The 4,090-nt window shown below is 66.0% G+C and carries 5 protein-coding genes; all 5 read right to left on the bottom strand.

What is annotated here, in order from left to right; translation table 11 throughout:
- Positions 1 to 14: 14 nt before the first annotated feature.
- Positions 15 to 1,340 carry an AAA family ATPase gene (locus GWK61_RS53080; protein WP_194921924.1) on the bottom strand — a complete coding sequence of 442 codons (1,326 nt, stop codon included), beginning with the start codon at positions 1,338 to 1,340 and terminating at the stop codon, positions 15 to 17.
- 104 nt (positions 1,341 to 1,444) lie between these two features.
- On the bottom strand, positions 1,445 to 1,801 hold the full coding sequence (locus tag GWK61_RS53075; protein ID WP_194921923.1) for a hypothetical protein: 357 nt from the start codon (positions 1,799 to 1,801) through the stop codon (positions 1,445 to 1,447).
- A gap of 37 nt (positions 1,802 to 1,838) precedes the next feature.
- Complete coding sequence (locus GWK61_RS53070) at positions 1,839 to 2,156, bottom strand: hypothetical protein (protein WP_194921922.1); 318 nt, start codon at positions 2,154 to 2,156, stop codon at positions 1,839 to 1,841.
- Between the two features lie 121 nt (positions 2,157 to 2,277).
- Positions 2,278 to 2,553, bottom strand: coding sequence for a hypothetical protein (locus GWK61_RS53065; protein ID WP_194921921.1), 276 nt, complete (start codon positions 2,551 to 2,553; stop codon positions 2,278 to 2,280).
- A 926-nt stretch (positions 2,554 to 3,479) separates the two neighbouring features.
- Positions 3,480 to 4,090 (bottom strand): C40 family peptidase (locus tag GWK61_RS53060; RefSeq protein ID WP_194921919.1); only part of this gene is annotated, 611 nt, incomplete at its 5' end.

Raw genomic sequence — 4,090 nt, 5'->3', positions numbered from 1 at the left:
GGGCGGGGCCGGGGTCAGATCTGCTTGCCGAGGGCGAGCGGCTTGACCTTCTTGAAGGTCTTGGCGACCAAGTCGGCGACCTGGTCACGGTCCTCGATCGGGGCGATGCCGATCAGGTTGGCGAAGGCGACCTCTGGGCCGATGGTGTCGGCGATCCTCTGGAAGGCGATCAGTTCGCGCAACTGCGGTGCCCAGCCGACCTCACCGTTCGCAGCGAGCTTCGCCAGCCCTCGGGCGATGGTGACGGCCTTGGGGTCGATTCCGAGCTGTTGGCACAGGTCGTAGTCGGTCTCGACGTGTATCTGGGTACTGAACCTGGAGCTCAGCGCCTCGGTGAGGATCGCGCCGTGTACGCCCGGGTTGTGTCCGGCGATCACGTAGAACCCGTCGTCGGCAGTGATGACCTCGCCCTTGTGGGCCTTGACGATGATCTGCTTCCGGCCGTCCATGGCGGGGTACATCGCTGCGAGCACCTTGGGGCTGATGAGGGTCGCGTCGTCGATCAGGAGGGGGCGTCCCTCCAGCATCGCCTCGATCACGGGCCCGTAGATGAACTCGTATCCGCCGTCGTCCTTCTGCGTCCAGTCGCCGATCAAGTCCCCGACCGTCGTGTCTCCGTCGCCTGCGATGGTGATCAGGTCGTCGAAGGCGGCCTCGGCCATGGAGGTCTTCCCGGTGCCCGGGGGTCCGTAGAGCAGGGCCGGGATTCCGGCGTCCCGCAGTCTGTGCAAGGCGTCTACGTCGGAGATTCCGGGCGCCAGGGTGCGGGGGTAGTAGAGCTGCCCGTTGGGGCGGGTGATCGGTCCCGTCTTGGCCGGGCTGCGCTTGCGCGGAGGCGGGGTGGTGGCAGGCGGAGTTGTGCTCGCAGTCGTGCCCGAAAGGCCGGCGGTGCGCGGCGGGAGTCCTTGGCCGGGCGAAGTGATCACGGCCTTCGCGGCGGCGGCAGCGGTCTGGGCGTTCGCCTTGTAGCGGCGGGGTTTGGCGCCGACCCTGTCCGCCTCGCCACGCGCCACCAAGGTCTCGCAGGCGTTGCCGATCGCACCGCCGGAATTGCCAAGGGCGCTGACCAGTTCGGTGACGGAGAAATCAGCGGTGGAATCGGCGGCAAGGACTCCGGCGACTGTGGCGCGCAGTTCCCCGGGCTTGGCCTTCGCCGTCTGGGCGGCGGTCGGTGAGACAGGTGTCGGCGGAACCGGAGCCGTAGCAGGTGCCGGGGCGACGGCGACCGAGATCGGCGGCGGGGTCGGAACCGAGGCGGCGGCAAAGGTCGGAGGCGCGGCGGCCAGGGCTGATACGGCGGATATGCCCGATGCGGTGGCGGTGATAGTGGGCGCGGTCATGGTGGCGCGGTACGTTCCTTCGGGATCAGGTGGTGGTCAGGGCAAACTGAGAGGGGCTGCGGTGGCGACCGGGAGCCATTCCTCGCGCCGGGGCGGGAATCCGGTCAGCTGGGAAGCCAGGTCCTCGCGGCATGGCGGGAAAGGTGCGACCGGGATCGGCCGAACAGGATCCAGGCGCGAGGTTCCTCGCCGCTGGTGACCTCGATCGCCCCGGCCGGGCCATGCGGGTCGGCGATGCGCGGGTCGTTCGCGGCCAAGAGTTCCTCGGCCAGTCGGCGCGCAACAGCCGCGTCGAGGACTTCATCGGTGATCAGGGTGATGCGGTACTTGTTGGCCAGCGTGCCGCCTCGCGGGTTGTCGCCCCATCTCGCGGAGTCCACCGCTTCGGCGAAGTGTTCGCCGAGGCTGCCGGGTTCCTCGGCTATCCAGTGATCGATGAATTCGCTGGTGGCGTCGGGCATGGCGGCTGTTCCGTTCGCGGGCGTGGGGTGGCGGGTGTCAGAGGGCGGCGATGAAGCCGGCGATGGCGGCAGCCATCGGTGCCGGGTCAGGGTTGTCCCATGCGGCGTAGGGTGCGTCGATGAAGTCGTTCTGTTCGTCCAGGTAGTTGGCGACCCATCCGGTAGCCGCTTCCGTCTCGGGATCTTCCGGCAGGCAATCCGGCGCGCCGATCCAGATGTGGTGCCCGTCGCCGCCGGTGGCGACTTCCAGGAAGTAGCCGCGACCGTCGGGGCTGACGACCCGGGCGCTCACGCCTTGCGCGGCGAGGGCGGTGATGGCGCCGGTGACGTCGGGGTGTTGGTCGTCTCGGGCCATGTATTCGTACGGTCCCCGTGCGGTACATCGGGGGTCGCACCTTTGCCCGGGGCCCGCGCTGCATTCGCCGCACGCGGGCAATACCACTTCCGTCATTGCGTCAGAGCCTTTCGTTCTGCGTTCAGGAGGCGTGGCGGGTGTGGGAGGCGTTGACCGTGTATCGGGCCGCGAGTTTGGCGAAGATCTCGTCGATCTCGCGGATGGTGCTACCGGTGGCCTGTGAGGTGAAACTTCTGGTGGTACCGCTGGGCCAGACGGTTTCGCAGGACACCCATTCGATGGGGCGGCCGCCTCGGATCAGGTTCCCGTAGCGCTTATAGGTAACGTGACAGCCGTGGGCCGGGTGCGTACCGATGAAGGTTTCGGTGAGCGTTGCCGAGCGGGGAATCGCGACCATTACATTAATCCTTCCCGATTTTGACAAGGCTCACGCCAGGTCAGGGATTTTCTGGGGTTTCCCGAATACGCTTCGGGGGACTTTCTTTCCGGTTTCCCGGCTGATGATCTAACCCTATCTCGGCATTCGCTAAGAGTCGAGTCGGTGTTTCTGACTTTCTTTTGTGACCGGTTCGCGTTTCCCGCTTCGGGCTTCCCCCCGGGCACATCACTAATATAGCTCGGCTTTCGGGCATAGATCCAGTCGAATTGCGGCTTGATAAGTGTCGTTGTTTTGCATTTTCTCGACGCTTTCCAAGACTCTTTAGCAATGTTCCCTCTGAAAGCGTCGAGGCGCGCGATTCCGGCCTACGAACCGTGCGGTTGGCGCCCCGCGCGCCTATTTTTCGGTGCCCGTTCGGCGCGTGCGCCTACGGTTGCCCGGTTCGCGCGCGATCGCGGGCGGAACCGCCCGCCGTCGCGCCTACGCCGCCGGCAACCCGCGCAACGCCGGGTTCGGCCACGCCGGCAAGCGGGTTGGGGTTGAGGTCGGTTGGGGTAGAGGGGTGGGGTTGAAAGACAAGAAGAGGGCAGATGAGGACAACCGAACAGCAGGATGGGGACGGAACAAGGGGGACGGCTGACGTCCGAGTGAGAGGACACCGGGCGCCGCATGCAGAGATCGGGATTAGTTGCCTCTACCGATCAGTCTGGTCGTTCCGACCTTGCGTAAAGGTGCTGTGAGCTGCCAGGAGACTGGATCGGGGTGGTCTTCTCATGGCGGGACCCCCGGTAAGGGGCCTGAAAGGACCGCTGGGAGGACCCCGGGTTGGACTCGCGTCTGGGTGACAGCACCCCGAGAAAGACCGTGACGGACGGCGCCTGGATCCGTGTCGGTGAGGTGCCCCCTCATCACCGGCCACGGGTCCGGCCCCACGAGCCACGTGGTCAGCGCGCGGTGGGTCGCGTCGCCGCGAAATAGTCGGGCCAACGATAATCTTCGTACCGCACGACCGATCCCGTGTTCGGCGCATTAATCATTAGCCCGTCGCCCATATAGATTCCAACGTGATGCGCAAATTGCGGGCTGCCAAAGAATACCAAATCTCCGGGTTGTAGCGGCGTTCCGGGTGGAAGTATTCTTCCAGCGTGGTATTGGTCGGTGGCGACTCGAGGCAGGGCAACGCCGGCGGCAGCGTAGGCTGCTTGGACGAGTCCGGAGCAGTCGAATCCCTGGCCGTGAGCGGGGCCATTGCCGCCCCATTCGTAGGGCACACCGAGCTGGGCCCGAGCGTAGGCGAGAACCTTGGCGATCACCGCTGATTGCGTGGCCTGATCTGTAGTGCCCGGCGGGGCCTGGCTGTCCCCTGCGCCCTCGAAGTATTGGGCGGAGTAGTCGAGGACTTCGTGCACATAATCTTCGGAATGGTTATAGGCGTATATCGCGCCGGGGATGTTGGTGCCGCTCATCCCGAACGAGTTCACGCCCGCCACCCGCCGGGGCAGCGTCGGCGGCCACGGCAGCGGCTCGCGCGGCACGGTGAATCCCAGGTGTTCCC

This window comes from Catenulispora rubra (assembly GCF_015356825.1).
Taxonomy (GTDB): Bacteria; Actinomycetota; Actinomycetes; order Streptomycetales; family Catenulisporaceae; genus Catenulispora; species Catenulispora rubra.
The sequence above is the reverse complement of the archived record's forward strand: the minus strand, read 5'-3'. Positions and strand labels throughout refer to the sequence as shown.